The organism is Sphingobium indicum B90A (assembly GCF_000264945.2).
Taxonomy (GTDB): Bacteria; Pseudomonadota; Alphaproteobacteria; order Sphingomonadales; family Sphingomonadaceae; genus Sphingobium; species Sphingobium indicum.
Map to the genome: position 1 here is coordinate 1,641,658 of NZ_CP013070.1, position 23,495 is coordinate 1,665,152.

General features: G+C 66.4%; 22 protein-coding genes. 10 read left to right on the forward strand and 12 right to left on the reverse strand.

Annotated elements, in window-relative coordinates; all coding sequences use genetic code 11:
• Positions 1-61 precede the first annotated feature (61 nt).
• Positions 62-535 carry an EF-hand domain-containing protein gene (locus tag SIDU_RS07970; RefSeq protein ID WP_007683502.1) on the forward strand — a complete coding sequence of 158 codons (474 nt, stop codon included), beginning with the start codon at positions 62-64 and terminating at the stop codon, positions 533-535.
• A gap of 100 nt (positions 536-635) precedes the next feature.
• Here SIDU_RS07970 and SIDU_RS07975 read toward each other — a convergent pair whose 3' ends face one another.
• From SIDU_RS07975 to ku, 3 genes are all read right to left on the reverse strand, one after another.
• On the reverse strand, positions 636-824 hold the full coding sequence (locus SIDU_RS07975; RefSeq protein ID WP_007683500.1) for a hypothetical protein: 189 nt from the start codon (positions 822-824) through the stop codon (positions 636-638).
• A gap of 397 nt (positions 825-1,221) precedes the next feature.
• A complete protein-coding gene (ligD, locus tag SIDU_RS07980) occupies positions 1,222-3,711 on the reverse strand; it encodes a DNA ligase D (protein WP_007683499.1) in 2,490 nt (829 codons plus the stop codon).
• Positions 3,712-3,714: 3 nt separating this feature from the next.
• Positions 3,715-4,614: a non-homologous end joining protein Ku gene (ku, locus tag SIDU_RS07985; RefSeq protein ID WP_007683497.1), complete on the reverse strand. Its 900-nt coding sequence runs from the start codon at positions 4,612-4,614 to the stop codon at positions 3,715-3,717.
• A gap of 137 nt (positions 4,615-4,751) precedes the next feature.
• Here ku and SIDU_RS07990 point away from each other — a divergent pair, with 137 nt between their 5' ends.
• Genes SIDU_RS07990 through pyrF form a run of 7 tightly spaced genes read left to right on the forward strand, consistent with a single transcriptional unit; the run spans position 4,752 to position 10,866 of the window.
• Positions 4,752-5,876: a fumarylacetoacetate hydrolase family protein gene (locus SIDU_RS07990; RefSeq protein WP_037510877.1), complete on the forward strand. Its 1,125-nt coding sequence runs from the start codon at positions 4,752-4,754 to the stop codon at positions 5,874-5,876.
• Entirely contained in the window at positions 5,873-6,631 is a 759-nt protein-coding gene (locus SIDU_RS07995) for an SDR family NAD(P)-dependent oxidoreductase (RefSeq protein WP_007683494.1), read from the forward strand. Before SIDU_RS07990 ends, SIDU_RS07995 begins: the two co-directional genes overlap by 4 nt.
• Before the next feature lie 4 nt (positions 6,632-6,635).
• Positions 6,636-7,508 carry an SMP-30/gluconolactonase/LRE family protein gene (locus SIDU_RS08000; protein WP_007683492.1) on the forward strand — a complete coding sequence of 291 codons (873 nt, stop codon included), beginning with the start codon at positions 6,636-6,638 and terminating at the stop codon, positions 7,506-7,508.
• 21 nt (positions 7,509-7,529) lie between these two features.
• Complete coding sequence (locus tag SIDU_RS08005) at positions 7,530-8,942, forward strand: sugar porter family MFS transporter (RefSeq protein WP_007683490.1); 1,413 nt, start codon at positions 7,530-7,532, stop codon at positions 8,940-8,942.
• Between the two features lie 14 nt (positions 8,943-8,956).
• Entirely contained in the window at positions 8,957-9,829 is an 873-nt protein-coding gene (locus SIDU_RS08010; RefSeq protein ID WP_007683488.1) for an aldose 1-epimerase, read from the forward strand.
• A 30-nt stretch (positions 9,830-9,859) separates the two neighbouring features.
• Positions 9,860-10,195, forward strand: a complete 336-nt coding sequence (locus SIDU_RS08015) for a lipopolysaccharide assembly protein LapA domain-containing protein (protein WP_007683486.1) — start codon at positions 9,860-9,862, stop codon at positions 10,193-10,195.
• Positions 10,192-10,866 (forward strand): orotidine-5'-phosphate decarboxylase, encoded by a 675-nt coding sequence (gene pyrF / locus SIDU_RS08020; RefSeq protein ID WP_007683485.1) that lies wholly within the window; start codon positions 10,192-10,194, stop codon positions 10,864-10,866. Before SIDU_RS08015 ends, pyrF begins: the two co-directional genes overlap by 4 nt.
• Positions 10,867-11,196: 330 nt before the next feature.
• Here the strand turns inward: pyrF and SIDU_RS08025 are convergent, their stop codons facing one another.
• From SIDU_RS08025 to SIDU_RS08050, 6 genes are all read right to left on the reverse strand, one after another.
• Positions 11,197-11,850, reverse strand: coding sequence for an outer membrane protein (locus SIDU_RS08025; protein WP_007683483.1), 654 nt, complete (start codon positions 11,848-11,850; stop codon positions 11,197-11,199).
• Between the two features lie 171 nt (positions 11,851-12,021).
• Positions 12,022-13,416: an L-serine ammonia-lyase gene (locus SIDU_RS08030; protein ID WP_025772759.1), complete on the reverse strand. Its 1,395-nt coding sequence runs from the start codon at positions 13,414-13,416 to the stop codon at positions 12,022-12,024.
• Positions 13,417-13,418: 2 nt separating this feature from the next.
• On the reverse strand, positions 13,419-17,588 hold the full coding sequence (locus SIDU_RS08035; RefSeq protein WP_007684004.1) for a translocation/assembly module TamB domain-containing protein: 4,170 nt from the start codon (positions 17,586-17,588) through the stop codon (positions 13,419-13,421).
• The gene (locus SIDU_RS08040) at positions 17,588-19,645 is read right to left on the reverse strand and encodes an autotransporter assembly complex protein TamA (RefSeq protein WP_007684006.1); all 2,058 of its coding nucleotides are present in this window, start codon (positions 19,643-19,645) and stop codon (positions 17,588-17,590) included. Before SIDU_RS08040 ends, SIDU_RS08035 begins: the two co-directional genes overlap by 1 nt.
• Before the next feature lie 152 nt (positions 19,646-19,797).
• Positions 19,798-20,268, reverse strand: coding sequence for a DUF1465 family protein (locus SIDU_RS08045; protein ID WP_007684007.1), 471 nt, complete (start codon positions 20,266-20,268; stop codon positions 19,798-19,800).
• 115 nt (positions 20,269-20,383) lie between these two features.
• The gene (locus SIDU_RS08050; protein WP_013039685.1) at positions 20,384-20,563 is read right to left on the reverse strand and encodes a YdcH family protein; all 180 of its coding nucleotides are present in this window, start codon (positions 20,561-20,563) and stop codon (positions 20,384-20,386) included.
• A gap of 191 nt (positions 20,564-20,754) precedes the next feature.
• Here SIDU_RS08050 and SIDU_RS08055 point away from each other — a divergent pair, with 191 nt between their 5' ends.
• Positions 20,755-20,913 carry a YdcH family protein gene (locus SIDU_RS08055; protein ID WP_007684009.1) on the forward strand — a complete coding sequence of 53 codons (159 nt, stop codon included), beginning with the start codon at positions 20,755-20,757 and terminating at the stop codon, positions 20,911-20,913.
• Between the two features lie 344 nt (positions 20,914-21,257).
• On the opposite strand, the gene SIDU_RS08060 is transcribed toward SIDU_RS08055, so the two are convergent.
• The 3 genes from SIDU_RS08060 to SIDU_RS08070 all read right to left on the reverse strand — a co-directional run bounded on the left by SIDU_RS08060 (position 21,258) and on the right by SIDU_RS08070 (position 23,295).
• Positions 21,258-21,623, reverse strand: coding sequence for a PilZ domain-containing protein (locus tag SIDU_RS08060; RefSeq protein ID WP_007684010.1), 366 nt, complete (start codon positions 21,621-21,623; stop codon positions 21,258-21,260).
• A gap of 64 nt (positions 21,624-21,687) precedes the next feature.
• Positions 21,688-22,152 carry an RNA polymerase-binding protein DksA gene (dksA, locus tag SIDU_RS08065; protein ID WP_025160963.1) on the reverse strand — a complete coding sequence of 155 codons (465 nt, stop codon included), beginning with the start codon at positions 22,150-22,152 and terminating at the stop codon, positions 21,688-21,690.
• 576 nt (positions 22,153-22,728) lie between these two features.
• A complete protein-coding gene (locus tag SIDU_RS08070) occupies positions 22,729-23,295 on the reverse strand; it encodes a hypothetical protein (protein WP_007684013.1) in 567 nt (188 codons plus the stop codon).
• 70 nt (positions 23,296-23,365) lie between these two features.
• Here SIDU_RS08070 and SIDU_RS19260 point away from each other — a divergent pair, with 70 nt between their 5' ends.
• Entirely contained in the window at positions 23,366-23,464 is a 99-nt protein-coding gene (locus SIDU_RS19260; protein ID WP_129965400.1) for a PEP-CTERM sorting domain-containing protein, read from the forward strand.
• Positions 23,465-23,495 lie beyond the last annotated feature (31 nt).

Genomic DNA, 23,495 nt, shown 5'->3' on the forward strand with positions numbered 1-23,495 from the left:
CGCCAAGCTGAACCGAATCGGAAGATGAGTGGAGAGGGATGAACAAAAAGTCAGGAACGGCATGTTTTATTTGGCTATTATCGCCGTGAAAGTTCGCCCGATCGGTTCCTTGGAGCAGATGATGATCCGCGCATTTCTTCTGACGAGCGCCCTTTTGACAGCGACGCCCGCCCTGGCGCAGGCGGGGGCGGCCGCCCTGGCGCAGGCGGGGGCGGCCGCCCCGCAGGAGTCCGTTCCCGCCTCGCCGCAGGGGAACCAGGCCCAGCCCGCCACCTCAGGGGATGCGGTCGCGTCCATCGTCGACACCGAATTTCCGGCCTATGACCAGAATCATGACGGCCAACTCGACAAGGCGGAATTTTCGCGCTGGATGGTGGCGTTGAAGGACCAGGAACTGAAGGCGACGGGCAAGTCCCTCGCGCCCGCGGAGGTGACCGCCTGGGCCGATGGCGCATTCGTCACCGCAGATGCCGACAAGAGCGCAACGGTCAGCAAGCCGGAACTGATCGCTTATCTGAGCGGCGGCGCGGCTTAGGAATTCTCCGCCCGAGCGGAGAAAGAACCCTGGAAGGGTCGCATCATGGGGCGGCATGGAGCGAAGGCCATGCCGCCTCTTTTTTAGCCTTTCGGGAGCGTCAGCCCCGTTTCTTGTTTGCGTAGAGCAAGGCCGCGACGATGGCGGCCGATCCGATGCCGACGGCCGTTCCCATCCAGACGGCCTTGCCCGCCGATTTGCGGGCCGCGGAGGCCATGTCGGACGTCTCGTTGGTGGAGGCGGGGGTTGCGGCGCCGCTTTCGGGCGCTTCTTCGGTCGGCTTCGTCATGGTGATTCCCGATATGCAACAAAGCGTCCGCGCAGAAAAGGCGGATGCGGCGAAAATCCGCTGGAGGGGCTTTCGACCTGACCGAACCGGACCACCGCTCCGTTTTTCCTTGCCTTCCAAGATTTCCTAGGCCGCGTGGACAAATTCGAAAATGTCGGGAAATGGCCAATAGCAGCCACTAAATCCTCCCTGCGCGCAGCGTGGGGAGGGGGACCGCTCGCGAAGCGAGGGGTGGAGGGGAAATGGCGCGACCTGCGCATTTTCCCCTCCACCAGCCTTCGGCCGGTCCCCCTCCCCATCTTGCGATGGGGAGGAATAGGATAGGTCCGCTCTCCACTCAAATCACTCAATCCGGCGAGTCTTGAATTTGTCCACGCTGCCTGGCCAGCGATCGGCCCTAATGAGCGGGCAGCGGCTGGTGCGCTTCCCCCCAGCCGCGCAAGTCTCGCGAAGAAGCGCGGTCGAGCAGGAGGGCGGCGTCCTTCACCGTGAAGTGCGCCGCGCTCTCGATCCCGTCCAACTCTTCCCAGGTGACGGGGGCGGCGACGGACGCAAGCTCGCGGGCGCGCACCACATAGGGCAGCACCGCCGTGGCGCCGCGCTGGTTGCGCAGCCAGTCGATGAAGATTCGGCCCTTGCGCTTCGCCTTGCTCATCGTCGCGGTGAAGCGATCCGGTTCCTGGGCGGCGAGGGCACGGGCGAAGCGGTCAGCGAAATCCTTGACCTCCGGCCATTGCGCCTGCGGCGTCAGCGGCACGACGACGTGGATGCCCTTGCCGCCCGACAGCATGGCGAAGCTGGCAAGGCCCATATCCTCCAGCGCCCGGCGGATGTCCCGCGCCGCCTTCTTCACATCCTCGAAGTCCAGCCCTTCGTCCGGATCGAGGTCGAAGATCATGCGATCCGGCCGCTCGACATCCGCGACGCCCGAACCCCAGCCGTGAAATTCGATCGCCCCCATCTGGACGCAGGCCAACAGGCCATCGCTATCCTCTATATAAAGATAATCCTCCTCATTCCCCTCCTTCTCGCGGATCGGGACATGTTTGACATGGTCGCCGAAACTGCCGCTGTCATGCTTCTGGAAAAAACATTTCTTCGCGCGGCCCTGCGGACAGCGGACCAGGCTGATCGGCCGACGGGCGATCCAGGGCAGCATCGCCGCGCCCATGCGGGCGTAATATTCGGCAAGCTCGCCCTTGGTGATCTTCGCCTCCGGGAAGATCAGGCGGTCGGGATTGCTGATCCGGATCGAACTTTGGGCTTCAGACGTCGGCATGGCTTCCTCGCGTCGCACCTCCCTGGCCGCCTTGTCCTCGCGCAGGCCCAGGAAGCTGGCATGGCGGACGATATTTTCCGCCGTGAATTCGGCAAAGGCGATTTCCGCGACCAGATCGGGGCGAACCCATTGGGCGCCCCGGCTTTCGCTGCGCGGCACGCTGAGCGCGGCGGTCTTGCGCCCCCGCTTGCCGAGCGCCGCGACCAGCCCGGCGCTGTTGGCCGCGTTGAAGCCCGTGCCGACCTTTCCCGCATAGACCAGCCCCTCCCCCTCCCGCTGGCCGAGCAGCAGGTTGCGGATGGAGCGCCCGCTGGCGCCGCTGGGGGTCCAGCCGACGATGACGAATTCCTGGCGGCGGGTGCATTTGACCTTCAGCCAATTCTTCGTGCGCGCGCCGCGATAGGGGGCATCGGCGCGCTTTGAAATGATCCCCTCCTGCCCCGCGCCGCACATGGCCTGGAACAGCCTTTCCCCTGCCCCGACGACATGGTCCCCGACATGGATATGCGCGGCACCTTCGCCCAACAGGGCGGCCAGCTTTTCCTTCCGGCCGATATTGGGCATGGCGGTCAGATCCTGCCCGTCCAGTTGGAGCAGGTCGAAGGCGAAGAGGTGCAGCGCCGCCTTCCCCTCCCCCTTCAACAGCTGCTGGAGCGTGGAGAAATCCGGATTCCCATCGCTGCCGAGCGCGACGACCTCCCCATCGATCAGGGCGCCGGGCAGGTTCATCGCCGCGATTTCGGCGGCGAGGGGCGCGAAGCGATCCGTCCAGTCGAGGCCGGACCGCGTGAAAATCCTGACCTTCCCGCCCGATGCCGAAACCAGGCAGCGATAGCCGTCATATTTGATCTCGTGCATCCAGCCATTGCCCGTGGGCACGGCGTCGACCAGGGTCGCCAGTTGCGGCGGCTGGAAGGGCGGCGGGCGGTCCGATCCCGCCCTGGCGCGCCTCTTCGCCGGGACGGCCCGGTCGGCCTGCGCCATCGCCGCGTCGAAGGCCTTTCCCTTCTTCCCCTTCAGCGAAATGGCCGGCGCGCCCGCCGCGATTTCCGCCATGGTGCGGCCGCTCCTGATGCTTGTCAGATTGCGGGCGATAAGATCGTCAGCGCTGCCGGCATGGGCATCCTCGATCTTGCGCAGCAGCCAGTTTTCCCTCTTTTCCCGACCTCGCGGCTTCAGCCGGATCAGCAGCCATTCGCCGCGCATCCGCTGGCCGTGCAGGATGAAGTGGAGATGCCCTTTCTCAAGGTCGCTCGCGCTCTTGCCGGGGACCGGCTCCCAGGTGCCCTCGTCCCAGAGCATGACCGTGCCGCCGCCATATTCGCCCTTGGGGATCGTCCCCTCGAACGTCGCGTAGGACAGCGGGTGATCCTCGGTTCGGACGGCCAGCCGCTTGTCCGCGGGATCGATGCTGGGCCCTCGCGTCACCGCCCAGCTCTTGAGCACGCCGTCCATTTCCAGGCGGAAATCGTAATGCAGGCGGGTCGCGTCATGCTTCTGCACGATGAAGCCGTTGCCCTGCCTGCGGCCGCGCCTGCCCGCCGGTTCGCGAGTCCGGCTGAAATCGCGCTTGCGGTTATAGGCGGTGAGCGGATCGGCATCGGCCATGGGTCAGGCCCGTTTTCGACTGGCCGGCTTGGCGGGCGTCTTTCGCGTGGCGGTCTTGGCGGGCGTCTTGGCGGGTGCTTTCTTCGCGGCCGGTTTCGAGCCAGATGCAGCCGTGCCGGAGCCGACCGATTTCTTGAGCGCCGCCATCAGATCGATCACATTGCTGCCGCGCGCGACCGTGCCCTCCTCTTCCTCCTCGATGATCCGGCGGCCCTTCGACTTCTTCTTCTTTTCGATCAAGCGCTCCAGCGCATCCACATAGCGGTCGTGGAAGCTGTCGGGCTTGAAGGGCGCGGTCTTCTTCTCGATCAGCGTCTCCGCCAGGTCGAGCAGTTCCGCATCCGGCTTCGCATCCTCTATGTCCCGGAAATAGCTTTGGGCGCGGTTCACCTCATCGGCGTAGCGCAGCGTTTCCAGCACCATGCCCCGGCCGCAGGGCTTCAGCGACACGACATATTCCCGGCCCCGCATGGCGAGCTGGCCCAGGCCGACCTTCCTCGTCCGCCTCAGCGCCTCCCGCAGGACGATGAAGGCCTCCTCCGCCAGGTCGTCGGCGGGCACGACATAATAGGGCCGCTCATAATAAAGGACATCGATCTCGCTGGCGTCGACGAACTGGGTGAGTTCGAGCGTCTTCTTGCTTTCCAGCTTCACCGCCTCGATCTCGTCGGGCTGGAGCAGCACATAGTCACCCTTCGACAGTTCATAGCCCTTGACGATGTCCTCAGGATCGACCGGACCAATGCCGGGGACGGTCTTTTCATAACGGACGCGCTTCCCGCTGGGCTGGTGGATCTGGTGAAAGGCGATCTGCGCGCCTGACTTGGTGGCGGCATAGATTTCCACCGGAATGGATACCAGCGCCAGACGAATCTGCCCCTGCCAATATGCGCGAGCGGCCATGAGCGTGCAGCCTCCTTTTCCAGGAGGAAATGCGCGGATGAAGGGGCAGTTCCCGCTTTACCGTCGCAGCACCCTTGACTTCCGTCGCCAGTCGTGTTGGTAGCGCTATCAATAACGTATGTTCTTAGGAGTCGATGATGCCGGGGGTCTCCACTTTGCTCGATTGCCTTCCCGCCGACTGGCGGTCCGGCCTGTTCATGGGCCGCGTGGAAACGGCGGAAGGCCCCAGTCCCATATTGGTGGAGGGCGGCATCGCCTACGACATGAGCCGCGTTGCGCCCACTGTCGCGCAACTGGTGGAGATGCTGCCCACGGCCAAAGCGGCCGACGGCGCGGCGCTCGGCGCGCTGGACGCGCTGGACCTGCCGCTGCTGAGTCCGGTCGACCTGCAATGCGTCAAGGCCTGCGGCGTGACCTTCGCCTTGTCCGCCATCGAGCGCGTGATCGAGGAGCGGGCGCGCGGCGACGCAGGCGCGGCGGCGGACATCCGGTCGCGACTGGAGGAGAGGGTCGGCGGGTCCATCCGGGCGGTAGTGCCGGGTTCGACCGAAGCCGCGGCGCTCAAGCAGGCGCTGATCGAAGATGGTCTCTGGTCGCAATATCTGGAGGTCGCCATCGGCCCCGACGCCGAGGTGTTCACCAAGGCGCCCGTGCTGTCCACGGTAGGCGCCGGCGCGGAAATCGGCATCCGTTCCGATTCGAACTGGAACAATCCGGAGCCGGAGATCGTGCTGATCGTCGGCGCGGACGGACAGGCCATCGGCGCGACGCTGGGCAATGACGTCAATCTGCGCGATTTCGAAGGGCGTTCCGCGCTGCTGCTGGGCAAGGCGAAGGACAATAACGCCTCCTGCTCGCTGGGGCCGCTGGTCCGGCTGTTCGACAGTGATTTCACCATCGACGACGTGCGCGATGCCGTGGTGGAACTGACCATCGACGGGCCGGAAGGATACAGGCTGGAGGGCACCAGCAGCATGAACCAGATCAGTCGCGATCCGCTGGAACTGGTGCGCCAGACGCTGTCGGAACATCAATATCCCGACGGGTTCGCCCTGTTCCTGGGCACGCTGTTCGCGCCGGTGCAGGATCGCGACGAGCCGGGGCACGGCTTTACCCACAAGGTGGGCGACAGCGTCGCCATCTCTACCCCGCGCCTGGGCAGGCTGGTGAACCGGGTGGTGACGTCGAAGGATGCCGAACCCTGGAGTTTCGGGCTTTCGGCGCTGATGGCGAACCTCGCCAAGCGGGGTCTGCTCGCATGAACAGCGCCGTCTATCCGAGCCTGAAGGGCAAGCGCATCTTCATCAGCGGCGGCGGCAGCGGGATCGGCGAAGGCCTGGTTGAAGCCTTTGCCGCGCAAGGCGCCAGGGTCGCCTTTTGCGACATCGCGCAAGAGGAGAGCGAGGCGGTCGCGGAGCGGCTGAAGGGCGCGGATTTCCCGCCGATCTTCCACCCCTGCGACCTTCGGGACATCGAAGCCGTGCAGGCGATGATCGCCACGGTGGAGGAACAGCTTGGCGGCGTCGACATATTGATCAACAATGCGGCCAATGACGACCGTCACGGCATCGAGGAAGTCACGCCCGCTTATTGGGACGAGCGGATGGCGGTGAACCTGCGCCACCTGTTCTTCGCAGCGCAGGCCGTGGTCCCGGCGATGAAGCGCGCCGGCGGGGGCGTGATCCTGAACTTCGGGTCGATCAGTTGGCACCTCGCCCTGCCCGACCTGGTGCTGTACCAGACCGCCAAGGCCGGGATAGAGGGCCTGACGCGCAGCCTGGCCCGCGACCTGGGCCGCGACAATATCCGCGTCAACACCATCATCCCCGGCAATGTGAAGACGCCGCGCCAGATGAAATGGTACACGCCGGAGGGCGAGGCGGAGATCGTCGCCGCGCAATGCCTGGACGGGCGGATCATGCCGGCGGACGTGGCGGCGCTGGCCATGTTCCTGGCGTCCGACGATGCGCGCATGTGCACCGGGCATGATTATTTCATCGACGCGGGCTGGCGCTGACGCCATGGCGCCCGTTCCGGAAAGCGTGCTGAGCGTCGGCGCAACCCTGGGCGAAGGCCCCGTCTGGGTGGCGCGCGATGCCGCGCTGTGGTTCGTCGACATCAAGCAGAAGCGCATCTACCGCTTCGATCCCCATCTGGGCGTGGCCCGCAGTTGGGATGCGCCGGCCCAGGTCGGCTGGATAGTGCCGACGCGGGACGGGCTGTTCGCGGTGGGCCTGCAGTCCGGCGTGCACCGTTTCGATCCGGATGCCGCCAGCTTCGCCTTGCTGCATGCGCCGGAGGCCGACCGGCCCGGCAACCGGCTGAACGACGCCACCGTCGATCCGGCGGGCGGTCTGTGGTTCGGGTCGATGGACGATGGGGAGGCGGCCGATAGCGGGCGTTTCTACCGGCTGCACCGGGACCGGCTGACCGAAAGCGGCTTGCCCCCCATTGCCATCACCAACGGTCCTGCCCTTTCGCCCGACGGCACGCTGCTCTATCACACCGACACGCTCGGCAAGCGGATCTGGCGGACGCGGATCGCCGCCGACGGCACGCTTCACGATACGGCGCTGTTCGTGGAGATAGAGGACGGCGCAGGCTATCCCGACGGGCCGACCGTCGATGCGGAAGGTTGCCTTTGGACCGGGCTGTTCGCCGGCTGGGCCGCGCGGCGCTACGATCCCGCGGGCAGGCTGATGACGGAGGTCCGCTTTCCCGTCGCCAACATCACCAAGATCGCCTTTGGCAGGCCGGACCTGTCGGTCGCCTATGCCACCACGGCGCGCAAGGGCTTGACGAGCGACCAGCTTGTCGCGCAGCCCTGCGCCGGTGATCTTTTCGCTTTCGATCCCGGCGTGCGCGGGCAAACATCCTATATTGCAGCCATTTAGAATAAAATCGGAGGAGCAGGAATGACCGAAGGGAGTGCCGAGAAGGTCAATATGGCCTTCATCGCCGCCATCGTCGCCGTCGCGACCATCGGCGGTTTCATGTTCGGTTATGACAGCGGCGTCATCAACGGCACGCAGAAGGGGCTGGAAAGCGCCTTCGACCTGGGCAAGCTGGGCATCGGCGTCAATGTCGGCGCCATTTTGGTTGGCTCCTCCATCGGCGCGTTCCTGGCCGGGCGCATGGCCGACCTGATCGGACGGCGCGGGGTGATGATGCTGTCGGCCGTGCTGTTCCTCGCCAGCGCGATATTGGCGGGAGCGGCGGGATCGTCCGCCATCTTCATCGTCGCGCGCATCATCGGCGGCCTGGGCGTGGGCGCGGCGAGCGTGATCTCCCCGGTCTATATTTCCGAAGTCACTCCGGCGGCGGTGCGCGGCCGGCTGTCCAGCGTGCAGCAGGTGATGATCATATCCGGCCTGACCGGCGCGTTCGTCGCCAATTTCGTGCTGGCGCGCTATGCCGGCGGATCGACGGCGGAGCTGTGGCTGGGCTTTCCGGCCTGGCGCTGGATGTTCTGGCTTCAGGCCATTCCGGCCGCGATCTACTTCCTGGCGCTGCTCGTCATCCCGGAAAGCCCCCGCTATCTGGTGGCGCGCGGGCAGGAGGAGCGCGCCCATGCCGTGCTCACCCGCCTGTTCGGCGCGGAGACCGCATCGCGCAAGGTGGTGGAAATCCGCAACAGCCTGGCCGCCGATCATCACCGGCCCAAGCTCGGCGACCTGATCGACAAGGCCAGCGGCAAGATCCGCCCCATCGTCTGGACCGGCATCGGCCTGGCCGTGTTCCAGCAGCTCGTCGGCATCAACGTCGTCTTCTATTATGGCGCGACGCTCTGGGAAGCGGTCGGCTTTTCGGAGGATTATGCGCTCCAGACCAACATCCTGTCGGGCGTGCTGTCCATCGGCGCCTGCCTTGCCACCATCGCGCTGGTCGACAGGGTCGGGCGCAAGCCGTTGCTGCTGATGGGATCGGCGGGCATGGCGGTGACGCTGGCGACCGTCGCCTATGCCTTTTCGACAGCGGTCACGGCGCCAGGCGGCGCGGTGTCGCTGCCCGGCAATAACGGCGTGATCGCGCTGGTCGCCGCCAATCTCTACGTGATCTTCTTCAACATGAGCTGGGGCCCGATCATGTGGGTCATGCTGGGCGAGATGTTCCCCAACCAGATCCGGGGATCGGGCCTTGCGGTCTCCGGCTTCGCGCAGTGGATAGCCAATGCGCTGATCTCCGTCAGCTTCCCGGCACTGGCGGTGTCGCCAGGCCTGGCGATCACCTATACCGGCTATGCCTTCTTCGCGGCCGTCTCCTTCTTCTTCGTCCGCGCCCTGGTGCATGAGACGAAGGGTCGAGAGCTTGAGGACATGGTCGGCTGAACGGCCTCATCGCCTTGAAGGCGGGCGCGGTGGAAGCCGCGCTCGCCCCTGCCGTCGGCGGATCTCTGGCGGCGCTGCGCTTCGCGGGGACGGAGATATTGCGCACCGCTCCTGCAAACAGCGCAGATCCGTTGCAGATGGCCAGCTTTCCGCTGGTGCCCTATGCGAACCGCATCGCCCATGGCCGCTTCCGCTTCGCCGGTCGCGACGTGCGGCTGCCGCTCAATTTCGGGGATCATCCGCACAGCATCCACGGCATCGGCTGGACATCCGCATGGCATGTCGAGGCCGTCGCGCAGGACAGCGCGCACCTGACCCATCGATATGACGGCGATGGCGGCTGGCCCTGGGCCTATGAGGCGCAGCAGCATTTCACCCTGTTCGACGATGCCATCGAAATGAGGCTGACGCTGCGCAACATCGGCGATGAAGCCATGCCGGCGGGCCTGGGATTTCACCCCTATTTCCAGGCGGACGAAGACAGCTCGCTCCAGTTCCAGGCCGACCGGCTGTGGCTTGCCGCGGCCGACCTGCTGCCCGTGCGGGAAGTTGCGGCGGATGCGCTGGGCGACTGGTCGGCGGGCGCGCCGGTGCGGGGCGACGGGCTGATCGACAATGTCTATGGCGGCTGGAACGGCAGCGCCATCGTACGGCGGGGCGACGGGACGCGGATCGTGCTGAGCGCATCGGGCGCGTCATGGTTCCACGTCTATCGGCCGCCCCTTTCCCGCGATTTCTGCCTGGAGCCGGTCAGCCACATGCCCGATGCCGTCAATCGTCCGGAGGGCATGGAAAGCATGGAACCCGGCGCGGAAAAGACGCTTTCCCTGCGCATCGCCTTCACTCCTGCCGACGAGGCGCTTCCGCAGCGCGACAAAATCGCCTAAGCTGCCCGTTCAGCAGCTATAGGAGCGTTGATGCAATTTCTGCGGACTGCCTTCTGGGTCGTCGTCGCCGTCGCCCTCGCGCTATTCTGCGTCGCCAATTACACGCGCGTGGAAGTGAACCTCTGGGGCGACCTGGTCATGGAAACGAAGCTGCCGGTCCTGCTGATCGGCGCCTATTTGCTGGGCGCGCTGCCCTTCTGGATCATGGCGCGGGCCACGCGCTGGCGGATGAAGCGCAAGCTGGAGAGCACCGAACGCGCCCTGGTCGCGGCAACCGCCGCTCCCTCTTCCGCCCCTTCATTCCCCGCCGCCGCCGCCGACAGTCCGGCCGCGGCCCCTACCCTTTCCACCACAGGACCAGCATGACCAGCCCCATCTATGTCGCCATCGATACGCCCGACCTGCGCAAGGCCCAGGATCTTGCGCAGCAGGTGCGCCATCATGTGGGCGGGCTGAAACTGGGCCTCGAATTCTTCTGCGCCCATGGCCATCACGGCGTGCATGAGATGATGAAATTCGACCTGCCCATCTTCCTCGACCTGAAGCTGCACGACATTCCCAACACGGTCGCCAAGGCGGTGCAGGCGCTGCATATGTTGGAACCCGCGATCCTGACCGTCCATGCCGCCGGCGGGCGCGCCATGCTGGAGGATGCGAAGGCGGCAGCCGGGATCAAGACCAGGGTGGTCGCCGTGACGGTGCTGACCAGCCTGGATGATGGCGACCTGCTGGACATCGGCGTTGGCGGCAAGGCGGAGGATCAGGTGGCGCGGCTGGCCGACCTGGCGCGCAGCGCCGGGCTGGACGGGATCGTCTGTTCCGGCGAAGAGGTCGCGCTGGCGAAGAAGGCCTGGCCGGACGGCTTCTTCGTGGTGCCGGGCGTGCGGCCGGCGGGCGGCGCGATGGGCGACCAGAAGCGCGCGGTGACGCCGCGCGAGGCGCTGGACCGGGGCGCTTCCATCCTGGTTGTCGGCCGGCCGATCAGCCTGGCGGACAATCCCGACATGGCGGCGCGGGAGATCGAGGCGACGCTTTAGGCGAAGCTTGTTGAACGGAGTGAAGCCAGGCAGCGTGGGCAAATTCTGTGCTTGCCGGCTTGTCGATTTGGGTGGTTGCCGTCATTCCCCCTCCCGCAGGCGGGAGGGGGCTAGGGGGTGGGCTGGCGCGACATCTGCGTTGTTTTGCAACGGCTAAGCCGGAAGCTCCCCCGGATCAAGTCCGGGGTCGCGCCCACCCCTAGCCCCTCCCGCCTGCGGGAGGGGAATGTCTTATGATGGCCATTTCCCGCCATCCCGCATTGTCCACCTTCCGTAGGCGGAGTTGGGAGAGGGGATAAGCCACCGCCTTTCCCCCCATCCCAACGTCCATCAAAAGCGCCAGCCCAGGCTTGCGACGATCTGGTGCCGGTCGGTGTCGATGCCGAATTCGTCGGTCGTGGTGCCGTCGGCGAAATCGATATGCGCATCCTCATATTTGGAATAGCGATATTCGAGCTTGGCGAAGGTGTTGGCGTTGATGGCCCGCTCCACGCCCGCGCCGATGCGCCAGCCGTCCAGCTTGAAATTGGTGTCGGTTTCCACATTGGTGTTGCCGGCCAGCACATCCAGCTTCGTGTTGGTGTAGCCGCCCTTCACATAGACCAGCGTGTTCGGGCTGGCCAGGATGCCCGCCCGCGCGCCGACATAGAGGTCGCGGCCCTGCTTGACGCGGCCGAAGCCGAACTGGTCGGTGGGGTCGGATCGACCGCTTTTCGCGGTGGAGTCGGTGAATTCGCCCTCGACGCCGACGACCGCGCTGCCAAGGTTCACGTCATAACCAGCGCCCACGCCGTAGAGCAGGCCATCGATCGACTGGTCGTCCCGGTCATTGTCATTGTCGACGCTGCTGCCGGCGCCCGTATGGTCATAGCCCAGAATCGCCTCGACGCGAGGGCCGGTGAAGGTGGGATTGACGTCCTGCGCCAGAGCGGGGCTTGAGACCGCTGCGCCGGTCAGGAGGGTTGCGGCCAGGATCTTGTGCATATTCGGGTACTCCACTTTATCTTCTCATCCCCTTTCAGCCGGGGAGACGATGAAGTCGCGGAAGTCCCATGAGGTTGCATGAACCGGAGATAAACGGCTGAATTCGTGTCATTTATGCCACAGAAGCGGCTCGGTTCATTGGCTTTGCGAGGCGTGCGGGCGACGAGTCGATCAGCATTCGACGACATTGACGGCCAGGCCGCCGAGGCTGGTTTCCTTGTAGCGGCTGGCCATGTCCTCGCCAGTCTGGCGCATCGTTTCTATGACCGCGTCCAGGCTGACGATATGGCGGCCGTCGCCCTGCAGCGCGAGATAGGCCGCGTTGATCGCCTTCACCGCGCCCATGGTGTTGCGCTCTATGCAGGGGATCTGCACCAGCCCCCCAATGGGATCGCAGGTGAGGCCCAGATTATGCTCCATGCCGATCTCCGCGGCATTTTCCACCTGTTGGTTGGTGCCGCCCAGCACCGCGGCGAGGCCAGCCGCGGCCATGGAACAGGCGACGCCCACCTCCCCCTGGCAACCCATTTCGGCGGCGGAGATGGAGGCGCGCTTCTTGTAGAGGAAACCCATGGCGGCGGCGGTCAGCAGGAAGCGGCGCTCCCCATTCCGGTCGGCGCCGGGGACGAAGCGGCGATAATAATGCAGCACGGCGGGGATGACGCCCGCCGCCCCGTTGGTCGGCGCGGTGACTACGCGGCCGCCGGCGGCATTTTCCTCATTCACCGCCAGCGCGAAGAGGCTGACCCATTCGAAGATCTGCGCCGGGCCGAGGGCATTTTGCTGCAGGAGCAGCCGGTTATGGATGGCGCGGGCGCGGCGGCGGACCTTGAGGCCGCCGGGCAGCAGCCCCTCCCCCTTGATGCCGCGATCGATGGAGGCGCTCATCGCGTCGATCACGCTGTCCAGGAAAGCCTCGGTTTCCTGAGGCGCGCGCCAGGCCCCTTCGTTGCGCAGCACCAGCGTGGCGATGCTGAGGCCGGTGCTCTCCCCCAGCGCCAGCATTTCCGCGCCGGAGGAGAAGGGATAGGGCTGGACGACATTATGGCCGAGCGGCGCGTCGGCGGCGATCGCCTCCGCGCCCGGCAGGACCGCGCCGCCGCCGACCGAATAATAATCGCGGACCAGCGGCTCCTCCTGCCCGTCGAGCCAGGCGGAAAAGCGCATGCCGTTGCTGTGCGCCTCCAGAAACTCTCCCGTGCGGAAGAGGAGGTCGACGGTTTCGTCGAAGGGGACGAAGCGGCCCGCCGCGCTGCCGGCGCGGATGCGCCGCTCGCCCCGGATGGCGGCAAGGATGTCGGCAATGGCGTCGGGATCGACGCTTTCGGGACGGTATCCGGAAAGGCCGAGCAATATGGCCGTGTCGGTCGCGTGCCCCTTTCCGGTGAGGGCGAGCGACCCGTAGAGTTCGCATTGCACGCGGGCCGGTAAGGCGGGCAGCGAATCCATGAACATCAGCGCGGCGCGCATCGGCCCGACCGTGTGCGAACTGGACGGCCCGATGCCGATGGTGAACAGGTCCATGACGCTGATCGCGGCGGCTGCGTCGATGCGGGATCTGGGCACGGTCAATAATCCTTGGAGACGCGGACATTGGCGCTTTCGCGGCCAAGGGTGGATATGGCGCCGAGCAGCGAGAGCCAGCGCGTGACCTGATATTCGATGCGGGTCGCGGAATAGCCCTGCCCGTCGGTGATCAGTTCCACATAGGTCTTGCGCGTCAGATATTTGCCCGCCGCGATGGAGGTGCCCTGCCCCTGCGTCGGATCGGCGGCGATGATGCGCAGCCGGTCCAGCCCCGCCGCCTTGCGCACGGCGTTGATCGGGTCGAGGCCGCCCTGCCCCTGGAGCGAACCCACGGCCGAGGCGAGTTGCAGCGCTTCGGGCGCGGACAGGTTGGTGATCGACGTGCCGAAGAGGATGCGGGACAGCAGTTCGTCCTGCGGCAAGGCGGGCACGCTCGTGAAGCTGATCGCGGGCTTGAGGCCGGTGCCGCCGACATGGATGGTGGCGGTGAGGTCGCTCACATTCGCCTCCGCATCGATGTCGAGCGTCGGGTTGACGGGGGTGCGGCCGTCGAACTGGATCTTGCCTTCCTTGAGGTCGAAGCGGCGGCCGGCAAAATCATAGGTGCCGCGGACAAGATCGGCGGTGCCGGCGATGGCCGGGCTGGCGACGGTGCCGCCAATGTCCAGATTGGCGCGCCATTCGCTCTCCAGGCCAAGGCCCGTGACGGTCAGGCGGTTGCGGGCGCGCGCCTTGATCGCGAGATTCCAGGGAATGCTGGTGCGGGGCCGCTCTATCTCGTCGCCGCGACGGTTGATCTCTATGACGCGCAGTTCAGGGATCTGCGCCACGGCGGCGGCGCGCCCCATGGTGAAGCGGCTGCGGTTGAGGATCAGGTCGCCCCCAATGGTGCCGCCCTTGCCGGTGGACCCGATGGTGATCGGGCCGGTGACGGTGGCGGCGATGTCGTCCCGTTCGAGGAGCGCGGCATTTTCCGCCTGGAGGCGCAGGTCCATGCCGACGCCCGCAAGCCCCATAAAGGTGAAGCTGCCGGTGCCGGTGACGCTGCCGCCATTTTGCGCGGTGGCGGCGAAATCCGTCATGACCAGTTGCGCGCCGGAAAAGCGGCCCCGCGCCCTGACGCCGTGCAGGCGCATGCCCGTGACGGGGCTGTTGATCGCGGCATTGCCGGTCGCCAGCGATCCGGTGATGACGGGGTTGCCCAGCGTGCCCCGCGCATCGGCGGTGACGCCGACCGGGCCGGATATGTCGACGATCTCCACGCCCGTCAGGCGCCAGAGCGTGTCGGCGGTGCCGTTGTAGCGAAGCTGCGCGAACAGGGGCGCGCGGTTGAGCCGATCCACCAGGCTGCCTTCGACGCCCAGCGGCGTCAGCAATGCCTGGGCGCGGCCGATGGTCTGGCCGTCCGCGACGAAGATCATGCGGGTGGCCAGCCGGTCATGGGTCAGGACCGCGTTCACCCCTGCATCGACCGGGCGGGAGCTTAGGGACAGGCCGGATCGGGACAGGCCGCGCACGCGCAGGTCCGCCCTGCCGGTGGGCATGCCGCCGCGAGTGTGGACATAGCTGAGCGAGCCGGTCGCCGTGCCGCCGAGGCCCAGATCGTCATAGGCGACGTCCAGCAGCGAAAGCGGCAGCCTTTGCAGCCGCGCCTCCATGCTGGTGGTCTGGCCGCTGAGTTCCCCGCCGAGCTGGAGCGAGCCGCCCGCAAAGCCGACCGATGCGGGATCGAGCCGCCAGCCGTCCTGCGTGCGGGTGAATATGGCCGGGCGATTGAGCTTGATCGGCCGCTTGTCGACAGTGCCGCCGGCCTGAAGCTGGATGCGACCGGGCGTGACCTGCGCCTCGCCGCTGAGGTCGAAGAGGCGGCCGCGCTGGCCGGAAAGGCTGGCCGTCACCTTGCCGCTGCCGTCGACCAGATCGGCAGTGGCGGCAAGGCGCCCGATCTGGATCGCGCCGACGCGCAGGCCCCGCGCCTGCGCCGTGGCGCCGATCGTCGTGCCGGAAGGGTCGAGCAGGATCGTCGCGTCCAGCTTGCCCCGGCGCAAGGCGATGCTGGTCGGGCCGTCGAAACTGGCGTCGGTGGCGGCGAGGGCGAGCTTCAACTGCTGCACGCCGTTTACCGGGGCGAAGGCGACGGTGCCGGTCACCGGGCCGCCGACGTTCAGCACGCCGTCCAGGCCGCCGGTCACCGGGCGCAGGTCGCCGCTGGCGCTGACGCCCGATGCGGTGACGCGGGCGATGCGGACGATGGCCTGGCCCCCCGGCGGCAGCAGGATCACGCCGTTTCCGGTGAAGGGACCGAGGGTCGATCCCCCCTCAGCCGTGAAGCCATAGCCTGCCGCATCGGGAACCAGATGGGCGTGCAGGTCGGTGACGCCCAGCGCCTTCAACGGACTTTGCAGCACGACATCGACGGTAGGGCGGTCGATCCTGCCGTCCAGCGTCAGGCGCAGCGGACCATAGCTCCCGTGCTGGCCGTTTCCTTCGAAATGGAACGTGCCGTCATGCCGACGATAGCCCTTGGCCAAGAGCGTCAGCAGCGGCGCCTGGAGGCGGAGGTCAGTGAACCGAAGCTGGCCGTCCGGCCCAAGGGACAGGCCGCTGCGCAATACCGGCAGGCCGCCGCCCAGCGAACGCAGGAAGCCATTGTCCAGCCGCCGCATCCGCGCCATCGCATTGCCGCTCAGGGTGAAGGCGCCCCGCGCGCCGGGCACGGCGCGCAGCTTCGACGTCAGGTCGACGATGCCCAGGCCGCGAATGGCCAGGCCGCTGATCTGGCCGTCCAGGCCGATGTCGTAGCGGCCGGATTTCAGGTCCGCGAGGAAAAGCAGCCTGCCGCGCAGCTTGTCGGATCGCACCGTCATCGGATTGCTGACGATCTGCTGGTTCCTGAGTTGCAACACGCCGTCCAGGTCGAAATTGCGGATGATGCCCTCGACCAGCGGACCCTGGCCGTCCAGGCGCCGGGCGCGCAGATGGACGGGGATCAGCGCCGGGCCGCCTTTCGCCCTGCGCCCCTTGCCGTCGGCGCGGACATCGTGGATCACCGTCTTGCCGAAGGCGAGTTGCCTGGCGGTGAGCAGATATTCATAGCCGAAACCGGAGAGCGGGCCGTCCAGCCGGACTCGGGCCGCGACATCCCGGCCGCCCATCGATTTGAGCAAAGCCTGCGGGCGCGCCAGCTTCACATCGACCAGCAGATTGTCGAACGCATTGTTGCGCAGGTCGATGGCGCCGTCCGCGTCGAGATCGATGGCGGCGGAACGGAGCGAGAGCTTGCCGTCGATCACCCGGTCGGCCATCGATCCGCTTGCCTGCATGGCCAGGCGCGGCGCGGAGAGACGCTGGACAAGGCCTTGCCCGGCCATGGCGCGCCCCTCGATGGTGCCGGTCGCGGCATAGGCGCCGCTGCGGGCCGCCAGCTTCAGGTCAACGACCGGCTCGCTGTCCAGCGTGGCGGCGAGGCGCCCGTCCCAGCGGGTCCAGCTTCCCCGCCCCTGGATGCGCAGATTGGCGTCCTGCCTGAGCCCGGCCATGATCGCCAGCACGCCGCCCCTGGGCGCATTGACCGTGACGTCCAGGTCGAACCTGTCGTCGTCGGGCCGGCTGTCGAGCGCGATGTTGAGCGCGTCCTCCCTATTCAGCACGCGGGCGGACAGGTCGATAATGGCGCGGCCGCCGCGAATATCGGCGTCGCCGGAAAGCGTCGCCTGCTGGATTTTCCCGGTGACGCGCCGGTCGATGGTGAGGCGGCCGACCGAAAATTGCATCAACCGGATGTCGAAGCCGGGCAGGATCGGCCCCTCGCGCTCGCTGGGGTTGAGCCTGGGCAGCTTGTGCAGGGTCGCCCGCGGAATGACGAGCCGGTCGATGTCGAGCCGGTTGGAAAGCCAGGCGAAGGGCCACCAGTCCAGTTCCACTCGCGGCGCGTCCAGGAACGCGCCCTTGGGATCGGACAGGGTCAGGCCGTGAAGGACCGCCTTTCGGTAGATGCTGCCGTCGATCCGGTCGACATGGATGCGCAGGCCCGAAGGCGGACTGATCTTCGCGATGCGGGCGACGAGGAAGCGATGGCCGGGCGCGGTGTCGAGCCAGGCCAGCGTGCCCGCGACGATCAGCAGCAGCATCGCGATCACGCCCGCGACCCAGCGCTGCCAGCGGCCGTCCCAGGCGCGGCGGCGGCGCGGCGCGGGCGTCTCCACGGCCATCAGAAGGCCTGCCCCAGCGAGACATAGACCGCGACCTTGGGATCGTCCGACTGCGGATTGAGCGGCGTGCCGACATCGATGCGGATCGGGCCGAAGCTGCTGTAATAGCGCACCCCCAGCCCCGCGCCGATGCGCAGGTCGCGGAAGCGCGGCAGGAAGCTGGTCGAGATATTGCCGGCATCGACAAAGGGCACGACGCCGAAATCGCCGAATCGGATGCGCGATTCCAGCGAGAATTCCGCCAGGCTCTTGCCGCCGACCGGATCGTCGCCGGGGCCGTAGCGTGGGCCGATCGCCTGATAGCCATAGCCGCGCACCGACGCGCCGCCGCCAGCATAGAAGCGCCGCGATGGCGCGATCCGGTCCACCGTGGACCCCAGGATCGTGCCGAAACGGGCGCGGGCGGCGAGCACGATGCGGTCGTTCATCGGCCGGTAGACGCTGCCGTCGAGCTGCACGCGGGCATAGCCGAAGGTGCTGTTCTGGAAGGACAGTTCGGGACTGACGCGGCCGCCCAGGCGAAAACCCCGACTGGGATTCAGCAGGTCGTCGCTGCCGTCATAGGTGAGGCTCAAGGGGATGGCGCCGATCAGGAAGGTGCGGCGGTTGCCGTTGCTGAACGCATCCGCTTCGTCCGAAGCGATCAGTTCGCCGCCGATGCGCCAGACCCATTTCTTCTGGAACAATATGTTGGTTTGCCGCTCCAGCACGCCCGACAGGGTGATGGTGCGCGCGTCATAGGCATCGCGCTTGATGTTGCTGACGGAAAGCAGGCCCGTCAGCACATTGTCGCGGCGGCGGAAATTGTTGCGGCGATAGGTGAAGGATGCCGTCTGCTCCTGCGTGCCGATCACGCCGCGCAGGGTCACCGCGCCTTCGGGCGGGAAGAAGTTGCGGTGCGTCCAGCTCACCTCCGCGCGATAACCCTCCCCCGTGCCGTAACCCAGTTCCCCGGCGATGGTGCGCAGCGGCGCGGGCCGGGCGTCTATGGCCAGGTCGACATGCTCGCCGTCCCCCGCGTCCCTGGGCGTCATGGTCAAGGAAGAAACGAGTCCGGTGGCCACCAGCGCCTGCCGCAGATCCTCGACGTCCGACGCCATATAGGTGTCGCCGGGGCGGAAGCGGGCGATGCGCTGGACATGGCGGGCGCTGAACAGCGCGTCATTGGCCATGACGATCCTGCCGAAGGTGCGGTAGGCGCCCGGATTGACGACGATGTCCAGATCGCCCTTTCGCTCCTCATGATCGATGCGGACTTCCGGTTCCTCGACCTTGCCGAAGGGAAATCCGTTTTCGAGCAGCGCGACGGCCAGGGATTGCTGCCCGGCCAGGATGGCGTCGGCGTCGACCGGATCGCCTGGCCCGGGAGGAAAGGCGGCGCGCAACTTCGCCTCGCGCTCGCCGGTGCTTTCCAGGCCCTTCAGTTCGACGGACGACAGCAGATAGCGAGCGCCCGGCACGATCCGGAAGGTGACGGCCAGCCTGTCGCTGCCCGCCGGCGGCGGCGCCGCAGCGCCGCGAATGCGCGCCGCATAATAGCCCTTGGCGCGCAGCAGGCGGTCGAGCAGGTCGCTGTCCTCCTTGATCCGGCGGTTGATCTGGGCAAGGTTGGCAGGCTTCCCCTCCCCCTGGCGCAGCACCGACAATTCGTTGAAGCGACTGGTGAACCGGGCGTCGGCAATCTCCTCCACGCCATCCAGCGCGACGGTGTAGCGGCGCTCCTCACCCGTGTCCGCGCCCGTCTGGGTATGGGTGGGGGTCTCCTCGGCCGGTTCCTCCATGGCTTCGGGGGCGACCGCCTGCTGCGGCGCATCGGAGGGCTGGGGCGGCAGTTCGACCATCGGCGTGACGATGTCGGGCTGCCCCATGTCGGGCCAGTCGACGCCGATGTCCGGCATGGGGGCCAGGTCGGGATCGGGCTGATCGGGAACCGGCTGCGCGCCCGGCTGCGGCTCCGCCTGCGCATGAGCGGCGGGCGCGAGCAGAAGCAGCGGCACGAGCAGAGCAGCTTGCGGCAGGCCTGAAATGCGGCGGCAGGTCCGCAAACCGATGTTCATATCGCTGATCTAGACCAGATATCGGGCAGATGGCCAGCCCCCAAGATCATGGCGGGACAGGCTGTGCGGCGATTCCGGCTGGAGCGTGGGCGGGGACAGGAAACGAACGTCGCCTGGGCGCTCAAAGGCCGCGACTGGCCCATTACGGCGCATCAGAAGGCGGCGTTGAGGCGATCCATCAGGGCGCGGGCGGGATTGGGTTCGGCCTGCGCACGCGGGCGCGCCATGCGATCCTGAAGGCGGGCGACGCGTTCGTAAAGATCCTCGCTGCCGTCTATCAGGGCGCGGGCGGCGAAGGGGAAGCCGCCGACCACCGAGGGATCGGTGGTCGCGGCGTGGCCGAGGCGATATTTCTCGTCCAGCATCTCCGCATCGCTGAGTTCCCCGCGCTGCCAGGCCCGCTGGCTGAGCAACCAGGCGATGATGTGCATGAGGCGGGTCGTCACCTTGAGCGATTCGCAGGCGAAGGCGACGCGACGGACCGGATCGTCGACATCCGCGTCGCCCCCGTCGCGAAGGTCGAAATAGGCGCGCGCTTCGTCCGCCATGACCATGGCTTCGACATAGAGACCGTCGACCAGGCGGCGATGCAGGCCCTGGTCAAGAGAAGCGGCGAGTTTCATGGCGGATATGTGCCATAGAGCGGACGCCTTGTCAGTCCCGATGCGGCCCCGTTAACCCCGAATTGTCTCATTGAGGATCAGTCGGGATCGCATCGGCCATAATCCGCCCCGCCATTCAGGCGATGATGTCGGGGACGAGCTGGTCCTCCAGCAGCGCCATTTCGTCGCGCAGGCGCAATTTCCGCTTCTTGAGGCGCGCGACCTGCATCTGGTCGCCCGAACCGGAGTCGACCAGGGCGCCAATGGCGCTGTCCAGGTCGCGATGCTCGATTCGCAGCAATTCCAGCCGACGCATGATGTCTTCGCGGCTCACCCTACACCTACTTTCGCACCGATTGCCGTCCCATCGCCCCTTGATAGCCCGGCAGGCCGGCACGAACCATCGCAAATTTCAGGGCGGCCCGTCGCAAAGCGCGAATCGCCCGAAGACTCGGCCGGCGAATCGTGATCTACTCGTTCATCCATTGCCCTCGTAAGGAGAATGTCATGGAAAACAGCCACATTTCAGCTCTTTCAGCCAAGCATGCCGGGCTTGAGGCGCGAATCAAGGCGGAGACGAGTCGTCCCATGCCCGACGCGATCCTGGTGGCATCGCTCAAGAAGCAGAAGCTGCGGCTGAAGGAGGAAATGGAGGCGCAACACTGACAGCGGTGACGCCTGTGCGAAAGGCATGGATCGGCGGTCCCTTGCCGCCGATCCTGCCCTTTTCCAAAGGTGACGGATGATTGGAAGGCTCCGGGGCCAGACGGCCTGCGGGGCTTTTTTTTTCGAAGGTCGGGCCGAACTGCTTTGGTACGGATTTTGGGGAAGGCGGACGTGCCCCCTATTCGTCACTCCGGGCTTGACCCGGGGTCCCGCTTTTCTCGTAAACAGCACCCAGCCCAAGGCAGCGGAACCCCGGATCAAGCCTGTCCTGAGCTTGCCGAAGGGTCCGGGGACAGGCCAATGGCCGCAATGGGCCAATTCTTGCCAAAGTCACATAAAACCGCTCAACGAATGAACCGTCGCTGGCGCAGATAATCGGGCACCGTGCGTTGCCCTTCCGGCCTGGAGACCGGCCGACGGGCCAGTTGCGGATCGATCTGCTCGTCAAAGGCGATGCCGATCCGGTCTTCGCGCGACCAGATGACGGAACCGTTGACCTGCCCGATGCCGCGCAGGTCGAAACGGATGCGCAGGCCGGTTGGTATGGCGCGCTCGCAATCGGCCATCAGGCCGGTCGCGGAAAGATTGCGGACCCGCGCGCGGCCGAGCGGAGCGCCGTCCGCCGAACTCAGATTGGTGAGCAGGAAAAGGCTGTCGCGCGGGCCGGAACGCGCCGGGCCGCGGCCACCATCATCCTGATTGCTATCCATCGACAACGCCCTGCAAGATCACTGGAATTCCCGGCGACCCTGCCATGGCGGCATGGACAAAAGGTTAATCGTCGCGAGAGACCTTTTCCTGCCGCTCGTGCCGTTCCTGCGCCTCGACCGTCATGGTCGCGATCGGCCGGGCCTCCAGGCGGCCCAGCGAGATCGGTTCGCCGGTCACTTCGCAATAGCCATATTCGCCCTCGTCGATGCGGCGAAGCGCGGCGTCGATCTTGGAGATGAGCTTGCGCTGGCGGTCCCGGGTGCGCAGTTCGATCGACCAGTCGGTCTCGCTGGATGCGCGGTCGTTGAGGTCGGGCTCCCGGAGCGGTTCGTTCTGCAGGACGGCCAATGTCCCTTCCGCTTCGGCCAGTATCTGCTTCTTCCAGTCCCACAGGCGCTGCCGGAAATATTCCAACTGGAGCGGGTTCATGAACTCTTCGTCTGCGGAAGGACGATAGTCGGGTGGGAGTGTTACAGCCGATTTCGGCGGATTTTGGCCGTCTTTATCGGAATTCAGGACCGATGCCATCTGGCTCTCCGACTCGCGGGATCCCCGATGCTGAAAGTGCCGGGGTATCCGTGACTTGTGGTTGACGGCGCCTAATAGCCAGCGCCACGGCCTGAGACAAGCGGGCAATCGGTCTTGCGGCGCGCCGACCGCGCATCGCGGCGCGTTTTATCCCCGGAAAGTTCGCGATTCCCAAGCACTAGGCGATGATAAAAGAAAATGGACGGGGCGTATCGACCAAGCGGCCGGCCGCCGTCTCACTATGGGACGTTAACCATATATGCTCATATTTTATTAGTTTTTTCCTCGACTTGACCCCGATATTCAGAGTTAACGCCATTGAAGTTAACGTTTTGTTTTGCGTTGTTGGCAACAGGGAACGACCCCGCTTCCGTTATTGCGCGACGCAGTGACGAGAGCGCCGGGCCGAAGACAAACAAGAGTGGAACCTATGTCGGTACGGATGGCATTGGCTAAATTATGCGCTTGCGCCGCCGGCGGCGCGATCATCGGCGGCGGCGCGGTTCACGTCGCCGAAAGCGCGCGTCCGGCAGGGGTCCAGAGCACGAAAAGCGTCAAGGCGGCGCCGCGCAAGCATTATGCCGTTCGCAAGGTGCAGCGCGTGGTGAAGACGGTGTCCTGCGCGCCGCAGACGGTGACGGTGACCACCCAGGCCGCGCCCATCCCCCTGCCCGCGCCCGTCGCGGCGGCGGAAATGCCGGTCATGTCCGGCGGCGGTGGCGGCGGCGCGCCGGTCGTGCTGGCGGGCGGTCCCGGCTTTGGCGGCGGCGGGTTCTTCGGCGGCTTCTTCGGCGGCAGCGGCGGCGGTTCGGGCGGATCGGTGGTGATCTCCTCCACCAGCAGCTCGACCGGCGGCATCACCAGTTCGACCAGCTCGACCACCGGCGGCGTTTCCACCTCGACCGGCGGCGTCTCGACATCGACGGGCGGCGTGTCGACGTCCACGGGCGGGGTCTCCACCTCTTCGGGTAATGTGTCGACGTCGTCCGGCAACGTGTCGACCTCGTCGGGAAATGTGTCGACCTCCTCGGGCAACGTCTCCACCTCCAGCGGCAATGTGACCAGCAGTTCCTCGACATCCAGCTCGACGTCCAGTTCCTCTTCGACCAGTTCGTCGACCAGCAGCTCGACGTCGTCCTCCACCTCCTCTTCGACCTCCTCATCCTCCAGCTCGTCGGGCGGCGACCATCATCATCCGCCGCCGCCGACCGATGTGCCGGCGCCGCCGATGGTGCTGCTGTTCGGGGCGGGCGCTGCGGCCCTGCTGGCGCGCAAGCGGTTCGCCCGCGCCAAGGCGGGCGCCGAGGGTTAACCGCGGGGCGATCCGGCCGGCGATCCGGGGG

Excerpts from the sequence above, each read along its gene's own strand:
- SIDU_RS07975 (WP_007683500.1), bottom strand. The coding sequence starts at position 824 with ATGACGAAGCCGACCGAAGAAGCGCCCGAAAGCGGCGCCGCAACCCCC.
- ku (WP_007683497.1), bottom strand. The coding sequence starts at position 4,614 with ATGGCCGCTCGCGCATATTGGCAGGGGCAGATTCGTCTGGCGCTGGTA.
- SIDU_RS07970 (WP_007683502.1), top strand. The coding sequence starts at position 62 with ATGTTTTATTTGGCTATTATCGCCGTGAAAGTTCGCCCGATCGGTTCC.
- ligD (WP_007683499.1), bottom strand. The coding sequence starts at position 3,711 with ATGGCCGATGCCGATCCGCTCACCGCCTATAACCGCAAGCGCGATTTC.
- SIDU_RS08005 (WP_007683490.1), top strand. The coding sequence starts at position 7,530 with ATGACCGAAGGGAGTGCCGAGAAGGTCAATATGGCCTTCATCGCCGCC.
- SIDU_RS08015 (WP_007683486.1), top strand. The coding sequence starts at position 9,860 with ATGCAATTTCTGCGGACTGCCTTCTGGGTCGTCGTCGCCGTCGCCCTC.
- SIDU_RS08035 (WP_007684004.1), bottom strand. The coding sequence starts at position 17,588 with ATGGCCGTGGAGACGCCCGCGCCGCGCCGCCGCCGCGCCTGGGACGGC.
- pyrF (WP_007683485.1), top strand. The coding sequence starts at position 10,192 with ATGACCAGCCCCATCTATGTCGCCATCGATACGCCCGACCTGCGCAAG.
- SIDU_RS07995 (WP_007683494.1), top strand. The coding sequence starts at position 5,873 with ATGAACAGCGCCGTCTATCCGAGCCTGAAGGGCAAGCGCATCTTCATC.
- dksA (WP_025160963.1), bottom strand. The coding sequence starts at position 22,152 with ATGGCATCGGTCCTGAATTCCGATAAAGACGGCCAAAATCCGCCGAAA.
- SIDU_RS08040 (WP_007684006.1), bottom strand. The coding sequence starts at position 19,645 with ATGAACATCGGTTTGCGGACCTGCCGCCGCATTTCAGGCCTGCCGCAA.
- SIDU_RS07990 (WP_037510877.1), top strand. The coding sequence starts at position 4,752 with ATGCCGGGGGTCTCCACTTTGCTCGATTGCCTTCCCGCCGACTGGCGG.
- SIDU_RS08000 (WP_007683492.1), top strand. The coding sequence starts at position 6,636 with ATGGCGCCCGTTCCGGAAAGCGTGCTGAGCGTCGGCGCAACCCTGGGC.
- SIDU_RS08050 (WP_013039685.1), bottom strand. The coding sequence starts at position 20,563 with ATGCGTCGGCTGGAATTGCTGCGAATCGAGCATCGCGACCTGGACAGC.
- SIDU_RS08025 (WP_007683483.1), bottom strand. The coding sequence starts at position 11,850 with ATGCACAAGATCCTGGCCGCAACCCTCCTGACCGGCGCAGCGGTCTCA.
- SIDU_RS08060 (WP_007684010.1), bottom strand. The coding sequence starts at position 21,623 with ATGGATAGCAATCAGGATGATGGTGGCCGCGGCCCGGCGCGTTCCGGC.
- SIDU_RS08055 (WP_007684009.1), top strand. The coding sequence starts at position 20,755 with ATGGAAAACAGCCACATTTCAGCTCTTTCAGCCAAGCATGCCGGGCTT.
- SIDU_RS08045 (WP_007684007.1), bottom strand. The coding sequence starts at position 20,268 with ATGAAACTCGCCGCTTCTCTTGACCAGGGCCTGCATCGCCGCCTGGTC.